The 19,569-nt window shown below is 33.5% G+C and carries 22 protein-coding genes; 11 read left to right on the forward strand and 11 right to left on the reverse strand.

Features of this window, described 5'->3' with window-relative positions; all coding sequences use genetic code 11:
- Positions 1 to 68 precede the first annotated feature (68 nt).
- Together pckA and IEV77_RS04280 are read right to left on the reverse strand one after the other, a co-directional pair.
- The gene (gene pckA, locus IEV77_RS04275; protein WP_188462166.1) at positions 69 to 1,679 is read right to left on the reverse strand and encodes a phosphoenolpyruvate carboxykinase (ATP); all 1,611 of its coding nucleotides are present in this window, start codon (positions 1,677 to 1,679) and stop codon (positions 69 to 71) included.
- A gap of 60 nt (positions 1,680 to 1,739) precedes the next feature.
- Positions 1,740 to 2,135, reverse strand: coding sequence for a DUF423 domain-containing protein (locus IEV77_RS04280; protein ID WP_188462167.1), 396 nt, complete (start codon positions 2,133 to 2,135; stop codon positions 1,740 to 1,742).
- Between the two features lie 79 nt (positions 2,136 to 2,214).
- Between IEV77_RS04280 and IEV77_RS04285 the strand changes: the two genes are divergently transcribed.
- Positions 2,215 to 3,579, forward strand: coding sequence for a saccharopine dehydrogenase family protein (locus tag IEV77_RS04285; protein ID WP_188462168.1), 1,365 nt, complete (start codon positions 2,215 to 2,217; stop codon positions 3,577 to 3,579).
- A gap of 10 nt (positions 3,580 to 3,589) precedes the next feature.
- Positions 3,590 to 4,060, forward strand: coding sequence for an Lrp/AsnC ligand binding domain-containing protein (locus tag IEV77_RS04290; protein ID WP_188462169.1), 471 nt, complete (start codon positions 3,590 to 3,592; stop codon positions 4,058 to 4,060).
- 217 nt (positions 4,061 to 4,277) lie between these two features.
- On the opposite strand, the gene IEV77_RS04295 is transcribed toward IEV77_RS04290, so the two are convergent.
- The 3 genes from IEV77_RS04295 to IEV77_RS04305 all read right to left on the reverse strand — a co-directional run bounded on the left by IEV77_RS04295 (position 4,278) and on the right by IEV77_RS04305 (position 9,055).
- A complete protein-coding gene (locus IEV77_RS04295) occupies positions 4,278 to 5,003 on the reverse strand; it encodes a Bax inhibitor-1/YccA family protein (RefSeq protein ID WP_188462170.1) in 726 nt (241 codons plus the stop codon).
- Between the two features lie 90 nt (positions 5,004 to 5,093).
- Positions 5,094 to 5,792 carry a zinc metallopeptidase gene (locus tag IEV77_RS04300; RefSeq protein ID WP_188462172.1) on the reverse strand — a complete coding sequence of 233 codons (699 nt, stop codon included), beginning with the start codon at positions 5,790 to 5,792 and terminating at the stop codon, positions 5,094 to 5,096.
- Positions 5,793 to 5,998: 206 nt separating this feature from the next.
- Complete coding sequence (locus tag IEV77_RS04305; RefSeq protein WP_188462173.1) at positions 5,999 to 9,055, reverse strand: leucine--tRNA ligase; 3,057 nt, start codon at positions 9,053 to 9,055, stop codon at positions 5,999 to 6,001.
- 124 nt (positions 9,056 to 9,179) lie between these two features.
- On the opposite strand from IEV77_RS04305, the gene IEV77_RS04310 reads away from it, so the two are divergent.
- From IEV77_RS04310 to IEV77_RS04330, 5 genes are all read left to right on the forward strand, one after another.
- Positions 9,180 to 10,058, forward strand: coding sequence for a cell division protein FtsX (locus tag IEV77_RS04310; RefSeq protein WP_188462175.1), 879 nt, complete (start codon positions 9,180 to 9,182; stop codon positions 10,056 to 10,058).
- Positions 10,059 to 10,139: 81 nt separating this feature from the next.
- On the forward strand, positions 10,140 to 10,406 hold the full coding sequence (locus IEV77_RS04315; RefSeq protein ID WP_188462177.1) for a DUF3098 domain-containing protein: 267 nt from the start codon (positions 10,140 to 10,142) through the stop codon (positions 10,404 to 10,406).
- A 76-nt stretch (positions 10,407 to 10,482) separates the two neighbouring features.
- The gene (locus tag IEV77_RS04320; protein ID WP_188462179.1) at positions 10,483 to 11,280 is read left to right on the forward strand and encodes an undecaprenyl-diphosphate phosphatase; all 798 of its coding nucleotides are present in this window, start codon (positions 10,483 to 10,485) and stop codon (positions 11,278 to 11,280) included.
- A 1-nt stretch (position 11,281) separates the two neighbouring features.
- Positions 11,282 to 11,974 carry a tRNA pseudouridine(55) synthase TruB gene (gene truB / locus IEV77_RS04325; protein WP_188462181.1) on the forward strand — a complete coding sequence of 231 codons (693 nt, stop codon included), beginning with the start codon at positions 11,282 to 11,284 and terminating at the stop codon, positions 11,972 to 11,974.
- Between the two features lie 59 nt (positions 11,975 to 12,033).
- Positions 12,034 to 12,759: an energy transducer TonB family protein gene (locus IEV77_RS04330; protein ID WP_229736574.1), complete on the forward strand. Its 726-nt coding sequence runs from the start codon at positions 12,034 to 12,036 to the stop codon at positions 12,757 to 12,759.
- On the opposite strand, the gene IEV77_RS04335 is transcribed toward IEV77_RS04330, so the two are convergent.
- The gene (locus IEV77_RS04335; protein ID WP_188462183.1) at positions 12,756 to 13,358 is read right to left on the reverse strand and encodes a thioredoxin family protein; all 603 of its coding nucleotides are present in this window, start codon (positions 13,356 to 13,358) and stop codon (positions 12,756 to 12,758) included. The two genes, IEV77_RS04330 and IEV77_RS04335, sit on opposite strands and share 4 nt — an antisense overlap.
- A 317-nt stretch (positions 13,359 to 13,675) precedes the next feature.
- On the opposite strand from IEV77_RS04335, the gene IEV77_RS04340 reads away from it, so the two are divergent.
- Positions 13,676 to 14,239 (forward strand): DNA-3-methyladenine glycosylase I, encoded by a 564-nt coding sequence (locus tag IEV77_RS04340; RefSeq protein ID WP_188462185.1) that lies wholly within the window; start codon positions 13,676 to 13,678, stop codon positions 14,237 to 14,239.
- 43 nt (positions 14,240 to 14,282) lie between these two features.
- On the opposite strand, the gene aat is transcribed toward IEV77_RS04340, so the two are convergent.
- The 3 genes from aat to IEV77_RS04355 form a co-directional block, all read right to left on the reverse strand.
- The gene (gene aat, locus IEV77_RS04345; protein WP_373282321.1) at positions 14,283 to 14,912 is read right to left on the reverse strand and encodes a leucyl/phenylalanyl-tRNA--protein transferase; all 630 of its coding nucleotides are present in this window, start codon (positions 14,910 to 14,912) and stop codon (positions 14,283 to 14,285) included.
- Positions 14,913 to 14,998: 86 nt separating this feature from the next.
- On the reverse strand, positions 14,999 to 15,376 hold the full coding sequence (locus IEV77_RS04350) for a DUF3127 domain-containing protein (RefSeq protein ID WP_188462187.1): 378 nt from the start codon (positions 15,374 to 15,376) through the stop codon (positions 14,999 to 15,001).
- Between the two features lie 47 nt (positions 15,377 to 15,423).
- A complete protein-coding gene (locus IEV77_RS04355) occupies positions 15,424 to 16,293 on the reverse strand; it encodes a flavin reductase family protein (protein WP_188462189.1) in 870 nt (289 codons plus the stop codon).
- Between the two features lie 120 nt (positions 16,294 to 16,413).
- Here IEV77_RS04355 and IEV77_RS04360 point away from each other — a divergent pair, with 120 nt between their 5' ends.
- Together IEV77_RS04360 and IEV77_RS04365 are read left to right on the forward strand one after the other, a co-directional pair.
- Positions 16,414 to 17,580, forward strand: coding sequence for a sensor histidine kinase (locus tag IEV77_RS04360; RefSeq protein ID WP_188462191.1), 1,167 nt, complete (start codon positions 16,414 to 16,416; stop codon positions 17,578 to 17,580).
- 3 nt (positions 17,581 to 17,583) lie between these two features.
- A complete protein-coding gene (locus tag IEV77_RS04365) occupies positions 17,584 to 17,937 on the forward strand; it encodes a hypothetical protein (RefSeq protein WP_188462193.1) in 354 nt (117 codons plus the stop codon).
- Here the strand turns inward: IEV77_RS04365 and IEV77_RS04370 are convergent.
- Positions 17,932 to 18,321, reverse strand: a complete 390-nt coding sequence (locus IEV77_RS04370) for an HIT family protein (protein WP_188462195.1) — start codon at positions 18,319 to 18,321, stop codon at positions 17,932 to 17,934. The two genes, IEV77_RS04365 and IEV77_RS04370, sit on opposite strands and share 6 nt — an antisense overlap.
- Before the next feature lie 130 nt (positions 18,322 to 18,451).
- Complete coding sequence (gene greA / locus IEV77_RS04375) at positions 18,452 to 18,925, reverse strand: transcription elongation factor GreA (RefSeq protein ID WP_188462197.1); 474 nt, start codon at positions 18,923 to 18,925, stop codon at positions 18,452 to 18,454.
- Positions 18,926 to 19,098: 173 nt separating this feature from the next.
- Here greA and IEV77_RS04380 point away from each other — a divergent pair, with 173 nt between their 5' ends.
- Entirely contained in the window at positions 19,099 to 19,527 is a 429-nt protein-coding gene (locus tag IEV77_RS04380) for a Rieske (2Fe-2S) protein (RefSeq protein WP_188462199.1), read from the forward strand.
- The last annotated feature ends 42 nt before the right edge of the window (positions 19,528 to 19,569 follow it).

Consider the following 19,569-nt stretch of genomic DNA (forward strand, 5'->3'; position numbering starts at 1 on the left):
ATGTTTATGAAATGGTAACCAAAAAAAAAGTCAGCTATATAGCTGACTTTTAGGTTCTTTTAACTAATTTATTTTACATTTGGAGCTCCTGCAAGGATCTCATCGTTAGCAAACTCTTCGAATTTTTTAAAATTTTCTCTAAAAGATTCAGAAAGTTTATAAGCGGTTTTGTAATATTTTTCGTCATCATTCCATGTTAACCTAGAGCTTAAAACTTCGGTTGGAACCCCTGGACAAGATCTAGGTTGTTTTAGACCAAACACTGAATGCGTTCTATAAGTTTCTGGAGTTATTTCGTCTAAATCACCATTAAGAGCTGCGGTAATCATAGCTCTTGTATATTTTAATTTAATTCGACTTCCTACGCCATAAGGTCCACCAGTCCAACCAGTATTAATTAGCCAAACGTTCACTCCAGTTTCTTTCATTTTGGCACTTAACATTTCAGCATACTTCGTTGGATGCAAAGGCATAAAAGGTGCGCCAAAACAAGCCGAGAAGCTTGGTAATGGTTCATCAATTCCTGCTTCTGTTCCAGCTACTTTTGCAGTATAACCTGAAATAAAATGATAAGCTGCTTGACCTGGAGTTAATCGTGAAATTGGAGGTAACACACCAAAAGCATCTGCAGTTAAAAAGAAAATGTTTTTAGGGTTTTTTCCAATAGATGGAACTTGAATGTTTTTTATATGTTCAATAGGGTAACTTACACGTGTATTTTGAGTAATGGATGTGTCTTCAAATTGAACCTCTCCTTTGTCATTCATAATAACATTCTCAAGAATAGCTCCTGGCTTAATGGCATTAAAAATATCTGGTTCGTTCTCCTCTGATAGGTTGATAACTTTAGCATAACAACCTCCTTCAAAATTAAAGACTGTGTTTTCTTTTGTCCAACCGTGTTCGTCGTCTCCAATTAATTTACGAGATGGATCTGCAGAAAGTGTTGTTTTTCCTGTTCCAGAAAGACCAAAGAAAATGGCTGTATCATCATTTTCTCCTACATTGGCACTACAGTGCATTGGTAAGGTATTTTTAAATACAGGAAGTATAAAGTTTAAAGCAGAAAAAATACCTTTTTTAATTTCTCCAGTGTAACCTGTTCCACCAATTAAAGCTATTTTTCTAGTAAAATCTAAAATGGCAAAGTTGTGTTGACGTGTTCCATCAACTTCTGGGTCTGCCATAAATCCTGGAGCATTTACTATGGTCCATTCTGGTGTAAAGTTTTTCAACTCTTCTTCGGTAGGGCGTAAAAACATATTGTAAGCAAACATGTTGCTCCAAGGTGTTTCGGTAATAACTCGAATGTTTAATTTGTATTTTTCGTCTGCGCAAGCGTAGCTATCTCTCACAAAGACTTCTTTGTCAGATAAGTAATTAGTTACTTTGTCGTATAATTTTTGAAATGTATCAGATTCAAAAGGGATGTTTATATTTCCCCACCAAATTTTATCTTCAGTAATACTGTCTTTAACAATAAATCTGTCTTGAGGAGATCTTCCTGTAAATTCTCCAGTATTTACTGCTAATGCTCCAGAGGATGCTTCCACACCTTGTCCTTTAGCTATCGTTAAATCGTGAAGTTGTTTTGGTGATAATTGATATTGCACTTTGGCATTTTTGATTCCGTATTGTTCTAACGAAATCGATTTCGCACTTTGGGTATGATCAACCATAATTATTTTGTGTTGTTTAAAGTGCAAAATTATAATTTTAATTTAAACTAAGCACCTATTTTACAAATTATCAGTCTTGATTCTTAAAAAGTTTATTAACAATATTATCCATGAAATAATTAATAACAGACCACCAATTGGTGTTATAAATCCAATACTTTTAAAATTAAAGCTAGTTAATTCGTTTGTAGCTAATCCATAAATGGAGCCTGAAAAACAGATCAATCCTACTAATACTAAATAAAAGATAGCTTTTTTAGAGCTCAAACTCACATAAGTAGAGCTTCCAACAAACAAGAGTAAGAGTGCATGATACATTTGGTATTTAACTCCAGTTTCGAAAGTTCCTAAGGCCTGTTCCGAAATTGATTCTTTTAAGCCATGAGCGGCAAAGGCACCCAAAATAACACTTAAAACACCTAAAATACTTGCAGCAATTAATATTTTTTTGTTCATATAAATTAAGTTATAGAGTTTTTAAAACCCTTTGTATTTATTACTTTCGTGATTACAAAAATACTCAACAAATCTCATTATGCGAAAGATTTTGATTATTGGTGCAGGAAAATCTGCATCATACCTTATAAAATACTTGTTAGACAAGTCTGAACAAGAAAATTTGCTCATCATTGTTGGTGATGTTAATTTTACAAATGCCAAAAAGCTAATAGGAGACCATGAAAATGCACAAGCTATTATGCTTGATGTTTTCGATAAAAAATCAAGAGAACAGGCGATACAAGGTTCTGATATTGTGATTTCCATGTTGCCAGCACGTTATCATATAGAAGTTGCTAAAGATTGTATTACTTTTAATAAAAACATGGTAACAGCTTCCTATGTAAGTGAAGAAATGCACAAGCTGGACAAAGCAGCAACCGATAAAGGCCTCATTTTTATGAATGAAATTGGTGTTGACCCAGGGCTAGATCATATGAGCGCCATGCATGTTATTGATAAAATTAGAGACAAAGGAGGCGAAATTATTTTGTTTGAATCTTTTACAGGTGGTTTAGTTGCCCCAGAAAGTGATAACAATTTATGGAATTATAAATTTACTTGGAACCCTAGAAATGTAGTAGTTGCTGGACAAGGTGGTGCAGCAAAGTTTTTGCAAGAAGGCACTTATAAGTATATTCCATACAATAGATTATTTAGACGTACCGAGTTTTTAGATGTAGAAGGTTATGGACGTTTTGAAGGTTATGCTAATAGAGATTCTTTAAAATATCAGTCGGCTTATGGTTTAGACCATGTAAAAACTCTCTATCGTGGTACTATGCGACGTGTTGGGTTTTCAAGAGCCTGGAATATGTTTGTTCAATTAGGAATGACAGATGATGAATATACAATAGACGATAGCGAAAACATGAGCTATCGCGATTTTGTGAATGCATTTCTACCTTATAGTCCAACAGATTCAGTTGAACTAAAATTTAGACACGCTTTAAAAATAGACCAGGATGATATTGTTTGGGATAAACTTTTAGAATTAGACCTTTTTAGCAATAAAAAAATGGTTGAACTCAAAAAGGGAACTCCAGCACAAATTCTTCAAAGAATATTAGAAGATAGTTGGACCTTAAATGATAACGACAAGGATATGATAGTGATGTATCATAAATTTGGGTACAAATTGGAAGGAAAAATGCATCAAATAGATGCAACTATGGTAACACTTGGAGAAGATAGAGTTTATACAGCAATGTCTAAAACCGTTGGTTTGCCAGTTGCTATTGCGGCCTTAGCTATTTTAAATAAAAAAATTGTTACTCCTGGAGTTCAAATTCCTATTACTAAAGAAGTTTACGAACCTATTTTAAAGGAATTAGAAGCTTATGGAATTACTTTTAAGGAAACTGAAGTGCCATATTTGGGATACAACCCTTTAAACTTATAAACTCCATTATTTGAAAGTTGTTAATCAAAATATTGAAATAGACGGAATCGATAAAGCCATACTTCGCGCTTTAATGGGCGATGCCAGAACACCGATTTTGGAAATTGCCAGACTGGTAGGTATTTCTGGAGCTGCTATTCATCAGCGCTTGCGTAAACTAGAAAAATCAGGTATTATTTCTGGTTCTAAATTTGTAATTAACCCAAAAGTTTTAGGGTATACAACCATGGCTTTTGTTGGTATTTATTTAGATAAAGCCATGAGTAATCCGGAAGCTGTTAAGCAACTTCAGAAAATTCCTGAAGTATTGGAATGTCATTACACTACTGGAAATTGGAGTGTTTTTATTAAAATACTTTGTAAAGACAATGAGCATTTAATGCACTTATTAAACAAGGACATTCAATCTATTGAAGGAGTTTCCAGAACTGAAACCTTCATTTCTTTGAATCAGCAAATAGATAGACAGATTAAATTATAATAAAAGGCTCCTGAGAAATCAGGAGTTTTTTTTAACTTTCTCGGTATAATTAGAATAGGAGTAATATTTCCTTTTAGAATGTAACTCCAATTATATATTTAAATTTGAAAAAGTTACGAGGAATAACTTTTTTTGAAATTAATGAGTTGATATTCATCCATAAAAAAACCTTCAACATATAGTATGCTGAAGGTTTTATGTTTTTTATACGGTTATATTAATCTTTAGACATAAAAATACTCAACACATACCAGAATAATAACATTAAGGATGCAAACAGTCCTAAGGCTGCAGGAATATAATCGTCGGTACTGTATTTATTAACCAAATTAGATGTTTGATATAAGATAGAACCTCCGGCCAATAAACACATACCTGCAGAAAACCAAAGACCCATGTTAAAACCAAAGATGGTTCCGGCTATAATTAATCCAATAGCAATAAAGAAACCGATGGTTAATCCTGTTTTTAAAAATGAAAAGTCTTTTTTAGTTAGAAAAACCACAGCAGATAAGCCAGTAAATAAAGCTAATGTAACAATGGCAGCTTGATTTAACATTTCTGGACCAGAATCCATGTAGTAAGCAGCAATATATATTAGAGGCACAAAAATAAAAGCTTCAGCTAGAATGTATAAACCAAAAGCTAAGTATTGCTTGTTTTTATCAGGTGATTTCATGGTCATTTTTTCCGCATAGTTGGTTATAAACATAAAACCTCCTAACATGATAAGCCATTTAAAACCTTCCGTCATTGAAAGTGCAAATTGAACTATCATATCACTTTGAAGCAATAAGTATTCAAATAAAATAAAGACTAAAACACCACCCGCAACGTGCGCATAGGTTTTTTTGTAAAATTCAACTCTGTCTGTTGCAGAAAGTGTGGCTAGTAAAACCTTAGGTTTATTGTTCTCAAAAGGGTTGGGCGTTTGATTTTCCATAAGTAGTTTTTTTAGTTTGTTAAATGTAATAAAAAAATAGAACCGAACACTTTTTAAAAAGTGTTCGGTTTAAAATATGTCTTTTAATTTTTAGTTTCTATTACCGCCAAAAACCTGCATCGCCCAATATAATAAGGATGCTAAAGCGCCAATTGCAGCTACCAAATAGGTTCTTGCAGCCCATTTAAGCGCATCTTCAGAGCCTTTGTATTCTTCTGGTGTCACCATGTTTTTCGCTTTTAACCAAGCCAAAGCTCTGTTACTCGCGTCGTATTCTACAGGAAGTGTGATAAAACTAAAGATGGTTGCTAGTCCCATAAAAATAACACCAGCAACTGCTACGTACCAACCTAATCCAATTCCTGCCGCTCCACCTAAAATTAAGCCACCAATAATTAACCATTGAGACATTCCAGAAGTAACACTAACCATGGGTACCAAAGTTGAACGCATTGTTAACCAGCTATAAGCTTGTGCGTGTTGTACAGCATGACCACATTCGTGAGCTGCAACAGCAGCAGAAGCAGCATTTCTTTGATTATAAACGGATTCACTTAAGTTTACCGTTTTGTTTTTAGGATTGTAATGGTCTGTAAGTTGTCCTGGAGTAGAAATAACCTCTACATCTGTAATCCCATTATCTGCCAGCATTTTTTTGGCAATTTCTTTACCACTCATGCCGTTTTGTAACTGCACTTTAGAATAGAAAGCAAATTTCTTTTTAAGCTTATTACTTACCAACCAACTTACAAGCCCAATGGCTCCTATTAATATATAATATCCAATCATTTTATTTTGTTTTAAAAGATAAAGTTACATGAAATATATCAAATTCTAAGCCAAATATTTGTTAGGAAATTTTGTCATATTTATATGACGCCTCGAACTCAAAGATATTTGTAATGACCTCTCTTCAGATTCTGACTTCTAATTTTTTATGATGAGATTCCTGCCTTTTCAGCGACACTAAAGTTTCGTTGAAAAGGCAGAAGTTTTTAACCTACAATGTTCACAATCTTGCCAGGAACAATAATGACTTTTTTAGGCGTTCTACCTTGTAATTGTTCTTGAGTTTTCTCGTGAGCCATAACGGTTGCTTCAATATCTTCTTTGCTCATATCCATTGGTAATTCTAAAGTAAAACGCATTTTACCATTGAAAGAAATTGGATAATTTTTAGAACTTTCTACCAAATGACTTGCATCAAATATTGGAAACTCTGCAGTTGAAATGGATTCGTTATGTCCTAATTTATTATATAATTCTTCAGCAATATGTGGCGCATAAGGTGATAACAAAACTAATAAAGGTTCTAAAACTTGTTTGCTAGTACATTTTTGAGCCGTTAGCTCGTTTACTGCAATCATAAAGGTTGAAACAGAGGTGTTGAAAGAGAAATTCTCAATATCTTCTTCTACTTTTTTAATAGTTTTATGAAGTGTTTTTAGATTGTCTTTTGTTGGTTCGGTATCATTAACATTAAGTCCGTTTTCCCCAACATACAATTTCCATAATTTCTTAAGAAAACCATGTACACCTGTAATACCTGCTGTATTCCATGGTTTGTATTGTTCTAATGGTCCAAGAAACATTTCATAAAGTCTTAAACTATCTGCTCCATATTGTTCACAAATACTGTCAGGATTCACGACATTATATTTGGATTTAGACATTTTTTCAACTTCGCGACCTACTTTATAAACATCATTGTCACCTTCAATAATTTCACCTTTTTCTCCTATAAAAATAGCACTTTTGTAGTCTTCTCCAAATTCACCATCTTTCTTTAATCCTTCTATATCTAATTCGTCTGAAGCATTAACGTATTGTACTTTTACATGAATAGGTAATGGAACAATCATTAAGTTTTCTAATGCATCAGCATCCTGCAAACCAGCTATTTTTGCAAGCTTAACTTTAAGCTCTTTTAAATACAGTTTATTAGATTTCAAATCCCCTTTACTACTAAATTCGGAATGAGAGATATAAATATTTTCTAATTTTTTTAATAATTTGGCATTAGTTTTTTCTTCTTCTTTAGGATTAGCAAACATATAGCTAAGTCTGTAAGCAAAAGCACTTGTTCCCAAAATCATTCCTTGGTTTATCAGCTTTTTAAAAGGTTCTTCGATACCAACGAAACCTCTGTCTTTCATGAATTTTACCCAAAAGCGAGAATAGAGTAGGTGTCCTGTTGCATGTTCGCTACCACCAATATATAAATCGACATTTTCCCAGTATTTAAGAGCCTCTTCACTTGCGAAATCTAAGTTGTTTTGCGCGTCCATATATCTAAAGAAATACCAAGAACTTCCTGCCCAACCTGGCATGGTGTTTAATTCAAGAGGAAATACAGTTTCATTATCAATTAACTGATTACTGACCACTGAACACTGTTTAGTGTCCCAAGCCCAAACATCTGCACGACCTAAAGGTGGCTCGCCAGTTTCGGTTGGTAAATATTTTTCTACTCCTGGCAAACGAATTGGTAAATGTGCTTTATCAATCATTTGTGGCATGCCATTAACGTAATAAACAGGGAAGGGTTCTCCCCAATATCGTTGTCTAGAAAATACGGCATCACGTAATCTGTAATTGGTTTTGCCTTCGCCTTGACCTAGTTTTTCTAACTCGTAAATAGCCAGCTTAGACGCTTTTTTATAGTTCAAGCCACTAAGGAAATCACTATTTGCAATCACGACATTATCTTTTGAGGCGTAAGCTTCTTCAGTGATATCTACCCCTTCAAAAATGTTAGGAATAGGAATACTAAAATGTTTTGCAAAATCGTAATCACGTTGGTCTCCACAAGGTACAGACATAACCGCTCCTGTTCCATACCCAGCTAATACGTAATCACCTATCCAAATTGGAATAGGCTCTTTGCTAAAAGGATGTTCTGCATAGGCACCAGTAAATGCGCCAGAAATGGTTTTTACATCTGCCATTCTATCGCGTTCGCTACGTTTTGAAGTCGCTAAGATGTAAGCTTCCACTTCAGCTTTCTGTTCATCAGTAACAATTTGTGATACAAGTTCGTGTTCTGGAGCTAATGTCATAAAGGAAACCCCGAAAATGGTATCAGGTCTTGTTGTGAAAACTTCGATCTGGTGATTGAGCGTAGTCGAAATCACATCATGCTCACTTCGACTACGCTCAGCGACCACATTAGGAAGAACATTAAAAGTTACAGAAGCTCCAACCGATTTTCCAATCCAGTTTTTCTGACTTTCTTTTAAGGAATCGTTCCAATCTATCGAATCTAAGCCTTGAAGCAATCTTTCAGCATAAGCCGAAATTCGCATAGACCATTGGGTCATTTTTTTTCTTATTACTGAATGACCTCCACGTTCTGAAACGCCGTTAATTATTTCGTCGTTCGCCAAAACGGTTCCTAAAGCAGGACACCAGTTTACTTCGGTTTCAGCTAAATAGGTTAATCTATATTGTAAAAGAATTTCTTGTTGTTTTTTAGAGGAAAAATTATTCCAATCTTCAGCTGTAAAAGGATCGATGTTATCATCGCAAACAGCATTCACGTTGGCATTTCCTTCTAAAGTAAATATGTTTATTAAAGTTGAAATCTCTTCGGCTTTATTACTATCATTATTATACCAAGATTCAAATAACTGGATAAATATCCATTGGGTCCATTTATAATAACTTGGATCAGACGTTCTAACTTCGCGCGACCAATCGAAAGAAAATCCAATTTGATCTAACTGACGTCTGTACGTTTTAATATTTTCTTCAGTTGTCAACGCAGGATGTTGTCCAGTTTGAATCGCATACTGTTCTGCAGGCAATCCAAAACTATCATAACCTTGAGGATGCAAGACATTAAAACCTTTATGACGTTTGTACCGAGAATAAATATCACTAGCAATATAACCTAGCGGATGCCCAACATGTAATCCTGCTCCACTTGGGTAAGGAAACATATCGAGAACATAATATTTAGGTTTTTCGCTATGATTTATGGCTTGAAACGTTTTATTCTCAGCCCAATATTTTTGCCATTTGGCTTCTATCTCGTTAAATTGGTATTGCATTGTCTTGGTTTTCGCTTGTAAAAGGGCAAATTTAAACTTATTATAATAATATTGAAAGTTTAAACGTTGTAAACCACAACAGAATAGAATTCTTTTATATTTTTACATCATTAACAAAACATCTATGAGTTCTTCTTTTGAAAATTATCAAAAACGCAGATTAATTTCTTCTTATTTTTCAGTGGTATTAAGTATTGCTTTAGTCCTATTTTTATTAGGCTTGCTTGGTTTATTGATCCTAAATGCGAAGAAAGTTTCCGATCATTTTAAGGAGCAAGTTGTTGTAACTATCTACCTTAAGGAGGTTGCCAAAGATGTGGAAATTAAACAGCTTGAAAAAAGCTTGGCCATGTCTGAGTATGTAAAGTCTACAGAATTTGTTTCTAAGGAACAAGCTGCAGAATCTATGAAAGCCGAAAATGGTGAGGATTTTATGGAGTTTCTTGGTTATAATCCGTTGCAAAATTCCATTGATGTGCATTTAAAAGCAGACTTTGTTACTTCAGAACATTTAGAAACTATAAAAGAAGAAGCTATTTCCAAAAATTTTGTGGATGAGGTACGTTATGACGACGACTTAGTAACTTTAATGAACAATAACGTAAAGAAAATTAGCTTTTGGGTTTTGGTTTTAAGTGGCGTGTTTACTTTAATTGCCGTTCTATTAATTAATAGTTCTATAAGATTATCTGTTTATTCTAAGCGTTTTACCATAAAAACCATGCAAATGGTTGGTGCTACGAAACAATTTATTAGAAGACCTTTTGTATGGAAAAGTGTGCGTTTAGGAATTGTGGGAGCACTTGTAGCCTTAGTTGGGGTTGCCGTTGTGCTTTATTATTTAAATGAAACATTTCCAGAATTAAATCTCTTACAAAGCCCTATTTTAATTGGAGGCTTGTTTGCAGGTATCTTTTTATTAGGGATTATAATTACTTGGATAAGCACGTTTATTGCCACACAACGATTCTTAAATTTAAAAACAGACCAACTGTATTACTAATTTTAGAATCTGTTAACGTTTAAGTTTAAATAAAACTGTTAATTTGCACTTTCTAAGAATTAGAAGATTAAAAAACTTATCATGGGAGAACAAAAACGTAAAGAACATTTAAACGATGACTTTATCTTCGGAAAGAAAAATTACAAATTCATGCTTATTGGGTTAGCTTGTATTGCTGTTGGATTTGTTTTAATGTCTGGAGGCGGAAGCGACGACCCAAATGTTTTTAGTCCAGATATCTTTAGTTTTAGACGTATTAGGTTGGCTCCAACTTTAGTGTTAATTGGTTTTGGTTTTCAGGTGTATGCCATTCTTTTAAATCCAAATAAAGGTAAAAAAACCAATTAATAGCTTTCAAATTCCATTAACATTTTTAGCCCTATTCTTTGGAATTTGGTTTTTTAAATATTGATTATTTCACTTCATGAATATTATTGATTCAGTTATTTTAGGAATTATTCAAGGTCTTACCGAGTTTCTTCCAGTTTCTTCTAGTGGTCATTTAGAGATTGGAAAAGCCATTTTGGGCGACCATTCTATCCCACAAGAAAGCTTAATGTTTACTGTGGTACTTCATTTTGCTACGGCTTTAAGTACAATGGTTATTTTTAGAAAAGATATTTTTTCTATTTTAAAAGGGGTATTTTCTTTTCAATGGAATGAAGACACAAAACTTGCATCTAAAATAGTTCTTTCCATGATTCCTGCCGTTATTATTGGCTTTAATTATGAGTCTCAATTAGCGGAACTTTTTGGAGGAAGCCTACAATTAGTAGGTTTCATGTTGTTAATTACAGCTTTTCTACTTTTTCTAGCAGACAAAGCCAAAGACACAGACAAAAATGTCACTTTTAAAAACGCCTTTATAATAGGAATTGCCCAAGCCATTGCCATGCTTCCAGGAATTTCAAGATCTGGAGCTACTATCTCGGCATCGGTATTATTAGGTACAGATAAAACTAAAGCTGCTAGATTTTCATTTTTAATGGTTGTTCCATTAATTTTCGGAAAGATAGCCAAAGACATTCTTACAGGAGATTTAACTTATAATAGTGAAAGTTTTATGTCTTTAAGTGCTGGATTTATTGCAGCTTTTGTTTCAGGACTATTTGCATGTACTTGGATGATTAGTTTGGTTAAGAAAAGCAAGCTTAGTTATTTTGCTATTTATTGTGTAGTTGTAGGTATGATAGCTATCGTTTATTCATCTTTAAATTCATAAAATGGATGCTGACTATTTTCTTTCCGGACAGGTTTTATTAATCGACAAACCTCTTAATTGGACGTCGTTTCAAGTAGTGAATAAACTTCGCTGGGAAATTCGTCACGCGTTCAACATTAAAAAAATTAAGGTTGGTCATGCCGGAACTTTAGATCCGCTAGCTACAGGCTTACTAATTATTTGCACTGGAAAAATGACCAAGCAAATAGATACGTTTCAAGGACAAATAAAAGAATACACAGGAACACTTGTTTTAGGAGGCACAACACCTTCCTTCGATTTAGAAACCGAGATAAACGAAACTTTTCCTACAGATCATATTACCGAAAAAGCCATCCATGATGCCACCAAACAATTTATTGGAGAGATAGAACAATATCCCCCAGTTTTTTCGGCCTTAAAAAAAGACGGAAAGCGCTTGTATGAGTTTGCTAGAGCAGGAGAAGAAGTAGAAATTAGCTCAAGAAAAATTACCATTTCTGAATTTGAAATTACTGGTATTGAAAATAACAACATTCATTTTAGAGTGGTTTGTAGCAAAGGAACTTACATACGTTCTTTGGCAAACGATTTTGGGAAAGCTTTAAAATCTGGATCTCATTTATCTGCTTTAAGACGTACTAAAATTGGCGATTTTCATGTTGAAAATGCTCTCACTCCAGAGGCTTTTATAGAAAGCTTAACAACTAAATAGCGCTATTTTCCGTATATTAGAATAACGCTTTACATGCTTTTATACCCAATAATTGACTTTTGAATTTATCTAACAAACTTAAATCGCTTTTAATTACCTTGTTTCTTGCAGGAACTGTTGTGCTTTCTTTATTCAGTTTTCATTTAAAAAAGCAAAGCGAATTAATGGCCGAAAGTTATTATTTATTAGAGCCAGAAGTACCTAAAACACCTGAAGAACTTGAAGTTGAAAAATTAGCTGAAGCGGCAGAAAAACAAGCTTCTGAAACCAATAAAGCTTTTAACGAAACTCAAGATTATAAAAAGTTTGCGCAAGCATATCAGCCTATTGCGCCACCAAAAGATTATGTACCAAAACCTTCAGAAAGCATGTCGGAAGATGATGCTTCAGAATCTGGTTCAACTACAGCCACTTCAGAAATAGACGACGATGTTCTCTCGTCTTACAGCAGTATGAACGACGTTTTAAACAAACGAAAACCAAGTAGTAGCGCTCAATCTGTTAATAAAAAGAGTAGTATGCGTTATTCGTTAGTTAATAGAACCCACAAATTTTTACCTACGCCTATTTACTTATGTGAAGATGGCGGAAAAATAATAGTCAATATAACCGTTAATGCTTCCGGACTGGTTACAAATGCTAGTATAAATGCATCTTCTGCATCTAATAATGAATGTTTAAAAGAGCATGCGTTGAACTATGCCAACGATGCTAGATTTAGCAAAGATGCTTCAAAACCTTCTCAAATTGGGACGGTTACCTTTTATTTTGAAGGGAAAAATTAAACGCTAACTGTTAGCAAATTCATTAAATCGCTCATCACATTTTGTCCTTTATCCTTATTGTACCATTGTTGTAGTTCTTCTTTAAACTCTGGAGTAATCTCACCATGTTTCGTCTTGTAATCTAATACCAATTGCGTTGCACCCGTTGGTCTTGGACCATAAGAATTTATCACGCTATTAGATGCATCGTCTATAAGAATCAATTTTGGAATGGATTTTCCACCATTAGTTAAAAATTGGTTCATTAATAGTTCATTTTCATCACGAAGTACCACTTTAAAGTTGATGTTTTCGTTTAATTCAGCTAATTTATTAAATACAGGAACTACATGGGCAGCATCGCCACACCAGCTTTCAGTAAGAACCAACCAAGTTTGTTTGGTGTCAATACTAGCAAGTTCTTCTTTTATGCTATCTGAAACCTTTAAAGTTTTATCCCAACGTTTCATGCGTTGTTCGTTTAACTTGGTATAATTTACCATGTCTTCGCCTTGATCATCTCCAGTGGTTGAATTGTTTTCCACTAGATCGGCCACTAATTCTCTATATGCTTGATAAGACATGCTCTTATTCAAACTATCTTTTATTATTTGTTCCATAGGTGTGATATATATTCTAGCAAAAATAAGGGGTTAATCTTATTTGTTTTATGATTTATGTCATATCTATGTCTATCTTTAAGGAAGAAACTTACAATAGATGAGATTTTTAAATAAGTTGAAATGGATATCTGTTTTATCCTTTGTAGTGATTAGAGTTTTTGAGAAATTAAGTTATTTTGAAGGTTTTCCCACAACTGAATCTCAATTATTTAAAAATATAAGTTATCTAATAGCTTTAATATTCTTAATTGTTTTGATATCTGAGTTTCAATTAAAAAGTAGAAAACGAAATAGAACTAGAAAAACTAGATTAAATGACAAAAATTAAATGTGGTTGGTGTGTAGGAGATGATTTATATGAAGCGTATCATGATGAAGAATGGGGAGTTCCTGTAAAAGATGATGCTATTTTTTTTGAATTTCTAATCCTAGAAACCTTTCAAGCTGGTTTAAGTTGGATTACCATTTTGCGAAAACGTGAAAATTTCAGAAAAGCTTTTGATAATTTCGATTATAAAAAAATTGCTAATTATAAGCAAGATAAAGTTGATAGTCTCCTTCTAAACGCGGGCATTATAAGGAATAAATTGAAAGTAAATGCGGCCATTTCCAATGCCAAATTATTTATGGAACTTCAGGAAGAATTTGGGAGTTTCAGTAAATATGTTTGGAAGTTTGTGGATGACAAACCTATTAAAAGCAACTTTGAAAATTATAAAGATGCGCCTCCAACTACCGCCATTTCTGATGCCTTGAGTAAGGATTTGAAAAAGCGTGGTTTTAAGTTTGTTGGCTCAACCGTTATGTATGCATTTATGCAGGCTACAGGTTTGGTGAACGACCATGAGGTTGGGTGTTTTAGATATGAGAGCAAATAACTTAAAGATTTGTACTGGAAACATTCGAAGATTGCTCCAATATTTATTTCAAATACTCCAGAAATACCTCTCTAGAAATATCTTCAGCTCCCAAACTCGCTAAGTGGTTGGTGTAAACTTGGCAATCTATAAGCTTATAATCTGTGTTTTGTATGAAGGTAATGAAGGCTACTTTACTCGCATTGCTAACGGTTGTAAACATACTTTCTCCACAAAAAACACCATTTTGTAAATCGACGCCATAAAAACCTGCAACTATTTTGTTGTCTTGCCAAACTTCGACAGATGTTGCCAAACCTTGCTCATGGAGGTTTACATACCCATCTATCATGCTATTTGTAATCCAAGTTCCGGGTTGTCCCTCTCTTTTCGCATTAGAACATTCCGTAATTACTCTTTTAAAATCTTGGTTTACCGTTACCAGAAAGTCACTATTTTTTAATACCTGTTTCATGCTTTTCGAGACTTTTAATTTTTCAGGATAAAGTACAAATCTAGGATCTGGAGACCACCACAAAATGGGTTGGTCTTTTTCAAACCAAGGAAATATGCCACTTTTATATGCAAGAACCAAACGTTCCACAGATAAATCGCCTCCAAGTGCCAACAAGCCATCAGGATCTGCTTGCTCGACATTTGGAAAAATAATTTCTTGTGTTAAATAGGATATCATATTTGAATGGTATAAAAAAACCTCAACGTTTTCACATTGAGGTTAAATATATAAGATTTTTCATTCTAATGAATGACAACTTTCACCTAAAAAGGTAAATCGTCGTGATCGTCTTCATTTAAATCTTTAGCTGGTTCAAAAGCATCAGCTGGAGGCATTGGAGGCATGTTGCCACCTGAAGCATCTTGTTGAGCAACTTCAATTCTCCAACCTTGAATTGTATTAAAATATTTAATTTCGCCTTGAGGATTTGCCCATTCTCTTCCACGTAAATTAATACTAATTTTCACATTTTGACCCGCTTGAAAACTGTTCAATAAATCGGTTTTATCTTGAACAAATTCCACCATTATATGTTGTGGATATTGCTCTTCTGTTGTCACAACCACTTCACGTTTTCTAAACCCATTATTTCCAAAGGTTTGTGTTTCTCCAATAAATTTAATTTTTCCTTGTACTTCCATTTCTACATTTAATTTAAATATTCCTTTTTAGGAATTTGATATTCTACTTATGATAATAATATTTTCCAGGCGCTATTTATGTCACCAAAACTCAGATAATTATGAGCTAATTTATGCTTTTCTCTATGCGAAGCTGCTCTAATATCAGGATAACGTTCGCTAACCGTTTCGATAAATGTACTAACTTCTTCTGCACTTGGTAATGCATTTACATTTGCCAACATGCCTAAATCGTTTCCTGTTAAAATCATGCTATTCTTAACATCTTCTGGGAAACTATCGACACCAATTCCTAAACTTGTTAGAGGTTTTGGTAATTCGAAAAAGCCATTTCTGGCACGACTGTAAAAATTACCACCGGCTCTTGCAACTAAATCTAGTTTTTCTTGATCTATAACGCCTTCTTCATCCAAAACGTCTTCGTCGATATGAAGTTTGACAACTTCACATATTACCAAGTTTCCAGCACCACCTTCGTCACCTAAAGCAATAATTTCAATTACTTTGCATTCAAGTTGAATAGGAGACTCGGCTACTCTAAAAGGTTTTACTAAATCTGATTTTAGCATGGTTAACCCTGCTTTTTCAAATTCGTTTACACCTTCGGGATATTCTGTACTACTAAGCGATGCCTGGTGTACCATATCGTAATTAACCACATTAATCACCACTTCTTTAGTAAGTTTTACGTTTTCTAAAGTATGCTTGGTGGTATTATTTCTAACCCGACGTGCAGGTGAGAAAATTAAAATGGGCGGATTGGCACTAAACACGTTAAAAAAGCTAAATGGAGATAGATTTGGGTTTCCATTTTCATCCATGGTACTTGCAAAAGCTATAGGTCTAGGTGCTACAGCACTTAACAGATAACCATGTAACTTTCCTACTGATAAATCTTTTGGATTGAATGATGTCATTTATCTTTTTTGATTTGCACAAATGTAATAAATCTGTCATGGAACTAAAAATGATTTGTTTGCTAGTAACACAATATTATTAACAGATTTTACATTATATTTCAAAATAAAATTTGTTTTATGCTTTTTTCCAAACATAGAAATCTTACCAGATGGATTATTGTAGTGGCTTCCTTTGGTATTATTTCGCTTATTCTATGGAACACGTACGTGTTTTTTCAAAAATTTAAAATAGAAGAACAGTCTAAATTAGATATTTGGGCGGCTGCTTATCAAGAAATAAATTCCAATGCTTTAGACGAAAATGTCAACCCTTTAGTTGATAAAGTTTTTACGTCTGAAATTACAAATCCCATGTTTGTTTATAATGATGGAAGTGTTTTGATATCAAATAATATAGATGAAAAGAAATTTGACAAAGAGACTTCCATTAAAAATTTAATTATTCAATTTTCTGAGGAAAACAAACCCATTGTTATTTCTTATGAAGATAACATCAATAAGGAAACAATTATTTATGGTACTTTGTATTATGGGAATTCGGAGGTTTTAAACAAATTAAAATACTATCCTTTAGCCTTACTATTAATCATATTTTTATTTGGTGCTGTGGCTTATTTCTTCTACCGAAGTTCAAAAATTGCGGCTCAAAACAAATTATGGTCTGGAATGGCTAAAGAAACGGCACATCAAATTGGAACACCATTATCTTCTTTAATTGGATGGACTGAAATATTAAAATCTGAACATGTCAATCCAGAATACATAGTAGAAATTGAAAAAGACGTTTCGAGACTTCAAACTATTACAGAGCGTTTTAGTAAGATAGGTTCACTTCCTACCCTTGAAAAAGCAGACATTGTTAAAGAGACTCTAGAATCTTACGATTATTTAAAAACCAGAAGTTCCAAACTAATAGAATTTGAAATTCTTGTTCCTTCTGAAGAAATTTATGTAAATTTAAACAAGCAACTATACAGTTGGACCATTGAAAACTTAGTTAAGAATGCCATTGATGCCATGAAAGGTAGGGGTAAATTAAGGATAGAAATTACACAATTGGAAAATACGGTAAAAATAAATGTAAGTGATACAGGAAAAGGGCTTTCTAAGAGCCAATTTAATGCTATTTTTGAACCCGGTTACACAACAAAGAAAAGAGGTTGGGGTTTAGGACTTTCACTTGCAAAACGAATAATTGAAGAGTTTCATCAAGGTAAGATTAAAGTTTTAAATTCGGAAATTGGAAAAGGGACAACCATGCAAATTTCAATGAAATCGATTTAAATTATGGGAGAGAAATTTATTACAATAAAAGAGGTTGCCTTAAACAATAACTGTCCGGAGTGTTATAATACCAGCGGGCTTGAATTAACGTTTAAACAAAAGTTTGTAGAGACTAAATTTTATAGATCCATTACTAGCGAAACGGCACATCAATTAGAATGTCGTACTTGCAATACCAGTATTTATCCAATACAATGGACTGAAGATATTGAGCGTGTTTTTAATTATCATCAAAAGGCATTTACTCCAAAGAAACCTTCAAAGAAACTAAAAAGAGCGGCATGGTCATTAATAATCGGTCTTTTAATATTTAGTGTAGTATTAATTATTGGAGTCGCTTTACTCTCAAACTTATAAATGACTTTTAATAGCTTTTGCTGTATTTAGGAACTCTGAAAGAGTTAAAGCTGTTTTATTAAGAAACCTAATATCTTCCATAGAATTCAAAGGAATTAAATGCACATGTACATGTGGTACTTCGAGGCCAACAACAGTCATTCCAACACGTTTGCAAGGAATGGCTTTTTCTATAGCAATGGCTATTTTTCTCGAAAATGCCATAAGCTCTAAATATGTTTTTTCATCTAGGTCGAAAATTTTATTGACTTCTTTTTTAGGAATACACAGCGTGTGACCCTTTGCATTGGGATTAATGTCCAAAAAAGCAAGGAAATCGTCTGTTTCTGCAATTTTATACGAAGGTATTTCACCAGAAATTATTTTAGAGAATATAGATGCCATAGAATATGATGTATTTACGTAAATATAAAAAGATTCCTGTTTTGCAGGAATCTTTTTAGTAATAATTTCACTTCGACTCACTTCGACTTCGCTCAGTGGCCGACGCTCAGTGACCAAATTAAGGAATTTGTTATCTTGAGATTTCTAGAACATCAAATTTTAAAACACCATTCGGCACTTGTATTTCGGCTACTTCCCCAACAGATTTACCTAGCAAACCTTTTCCAATTGGAGAATTTACTGAAATTTTCCCTGTGGCTAAATCGGCTTCACCATCTGCAACCAAAGTATAAACAACTTCCATACCATTGGTTTGATTTTTGATTTTCACTTTAGATAAAACTAGTGCTTTGGAGTTGTCTAATTGAGATTCATCAATAAGACGAGCGCCAGCAAGTTGCCCTTCTAATTTTGAGATGCGCATTTCTAACATGCCTTGAGCTTCTTTTGCAGCATCGTATTCGGCATTTTCACTTAAATCACCTTTATCTCTAGCCTCTGCAATTGCTTGAGACGCTTTTGAGCGCTCTATATCTTTTAATACTCTTAATTCTTCTCTTAATTTTTTTAAACCTTCTTCCGTGTAATAAGATACTTTACTCATAACTTCATCGTTTATATATTATAAATTTCCCAAAACCATTCCTATATAATTAGAGAAATAGTTTGGGAATAACGCAAAAAATCTCGTTCACACGAGATTGATTTACAAATATACAAAATATTTAACTCTGTTTACTTTTTGTTGTAAATTGTAACCGAAAAATTAATTAAAAAATGAATCGTATTTATTATATTATTTTAATCGCATTTATGGTTGTTTCATGTAACAAAAGTGATGACAACGATAATGAGAATTGTAAATTTCTACTTGACGTACAAGTTAATAGGACTGTTAGCTTAAATTTGAATCCCAATCTTGAAATCCCAGGAAACTCCCTTTATATTCCTAATATTGGTAATGCAGGAGTTATAGTTATCAATTCTGGATTTGAATTTCTTGCATGGGATGCTGCAGACCCAAACCATGTACAAAATGGTTGCCGGTTAGTTTCAGATTCTGGATTTGAAGCGACTTGTAATTGTGAAGACAAAAATAAATACAGTCTTATAACAGGGCAACCTTTGGGAAACTCAGCGTTACAGTGTGGTTTAAGAAACTATCGTGTTGAAAGAATTGAAAATACACTTGTCATTTCTAACTAAAGCATGCTTTAAAACGTTATTATGTGGAAGTAAATGGAAATA

It is taken from the genome of Xanthomarina arctica (assembly GCF_014638915.1).
In the GTDB taxonomy this organism is placed as follows: Bacteria; Bacteroidota; Bacteroidia; order Flavobacteriales; family Flavobacteriaceae; genus Xanthomarina; species Xanthomarina arctica.